2 protein-coding genes are annotated in these 1,490 nt (G+C 61.1%); one reads left to right on the forward strand and one right to left on the reverse strand.

Translation table 11 applies throughout. The features are described 5' to 3' along the window. Positions 1–122 precede the first annotated feature (122 nt). A complete protein-coding gene (locus ACUH78_RS19230) occupies positions 123–539 on the reverse strand; it encodes a pilin (protein ID WP_445334467.1) in 417 nt (138 codons plus the stop codon). A 360-nt stretch (positions 540–899) separates the two neighbouring features. Between ACUH78_RS19230 and ACUH78_RS19235 the strand changes: the two genes are divergently transcribed. Further along, positions 900–1,457 carry a hypothetical protein gene (locus ACUH78_RS19235; RefSeq protein WP_445334411.1) on the forward strand — a complete coding sequence of 186 codons (558 nt, stop codon included), beginning with the start codon at positions 900–902 and terminating at the stop codon, positions 1,455–1,457. Positions 1,458–1,490: the final 33 nt, after the last annotated feature.

Raw genomic sequence — 1,490 nt, forward strand, 5'->3', positions numbered from 1 at the left:
GGTTCATTTCGTCCAACAAAAAAGTAACAAAAAGCCCGCCGGGCAGTACCACGGCGGGCTTTGGGGTGAGGCTAGGTCAGGTGGGGAGTTGGGGTCTGTCCGCTATTTCGCCACTCCGTACTTTAGGCGCCAGTGCAACCCTTAGGTGCATACTTTGCCGGTGCAGTGGTTGCGCATGACCACACGCCAGCAGCAGTACGAGACAAAGTAAGAGTTTTTGTGGATACCTCAGGATTGCCAGCCATGGTGCATGCAATTGATGCCTCGCCATTAGTTGCCACTGAGACAGTAACTGTGGGGCACCGCGTTGAAGTAGCAAGGCCCACATCTGCAGCTGTTGTCAGAGCAGCAGAAAGCCCCTCGTTGATCTTAGCCTCCGCCTGAGTTTTACCTGGGGTCATCTCGGCAAGAGCTGCTGTCACTTGAGACTTTGCCGTGTAATCCTGATACGCCGGCAACGCCACCGCAGCCAAAATGCCAATAATCGCCACCACGATCATCAGTTCGATCAGGGTGAAACCTTGTTGTACCTTTTTCATGACAATCCCCTTTGAGGACGAGAGAAACGAAAACATCTAACGCGGGTCCGTTGTGAGTCACCTGCGCCTTCCGCTGCTCTAGACGCAACACCCGTGCCAGGCCTCTTTTTTGTCATTTTTGTAGCTTCTGTTTTTTAGCGCCGCACGGACCGCACAACACCACCCCTTTGGCACACCCCCCCCCTGTGCCACGACCCTCTGTGTCACACCCCCCCCCTGTGCCACGACCCTCTGTGTCACACCCCCCCCTGTGCCACGCCGGGATGTGTCACACCCCTACCCGACCCCGAACCAACCCCGACTGTCGCCCGTCCCACACCAGGGCTACACTAAGCGGCTCCGCATCCCACGCGTCGCACGATGGCCACAATTACCCTGAGCACTGCAGCCTCGCTGACGGGACTGAGCAAACGCACCTTGTGGCGCCGTGTGACCGACGGCCAGCTCCACCTGCAAGGCGACGCCAGCCTGGGCGACCACGCGCGTGTGCTGCTCGAGGAAATCCTGCCACTCTCGCGCCTTGAGCTCGAGCCGGAGGACTTCGCGCTGCTCCTGGACGCCGACACCGGCCAAGCCGAAGCGCAGTGCGACCTGGCGTTGGAATTTCTCATGCAAGCGATGCCGGCCGAGGCGGTGCAGTGGTTCAAATCGTCCGCCCGCCAGCACTATCCCGAAGCGCTGCATCAACTGGGCCGCTGCCACATTGCCGGGACCGGGGTTGCGCCCGACGAAGCGCACGGCATCGCGCTGATTACCCAGGCCGCGTCCCTGGGCCACAGCACGGCCAAGCATCTGGCGCATTACCTGATGGACCCGGCACGCCCACGGCTGCCGCCCGCCGAGCTCGAGGCGAAGCTCGACGCGATCGAGCAGAAAGTCGTGCTGTCGGTGCTCGCCGAGACGGCGGATCCGGCGTAGTCCGGCGGTCGGACGAGACATTGGACAGTCCGC

Source organism: Thauera sp. ZXT1-4 (assembly GCF_052598215.2).

Coding starts and splice junctions, on each gene's coding strand:
- ACUH78_RS19230 (WP_445334467.1), bottom strand. CDS start 539: ATGAAAAAGGTACAACAAGGTTTCACCCTGATCGAACTGATGATCGTG.
- ACUH78_RS19235 (WP_445334411.1), top strand. CDS start 900: ATGGCCACAATTACCCTGAGCACTGCAGCCTCGCTGACGGGACTGAGC.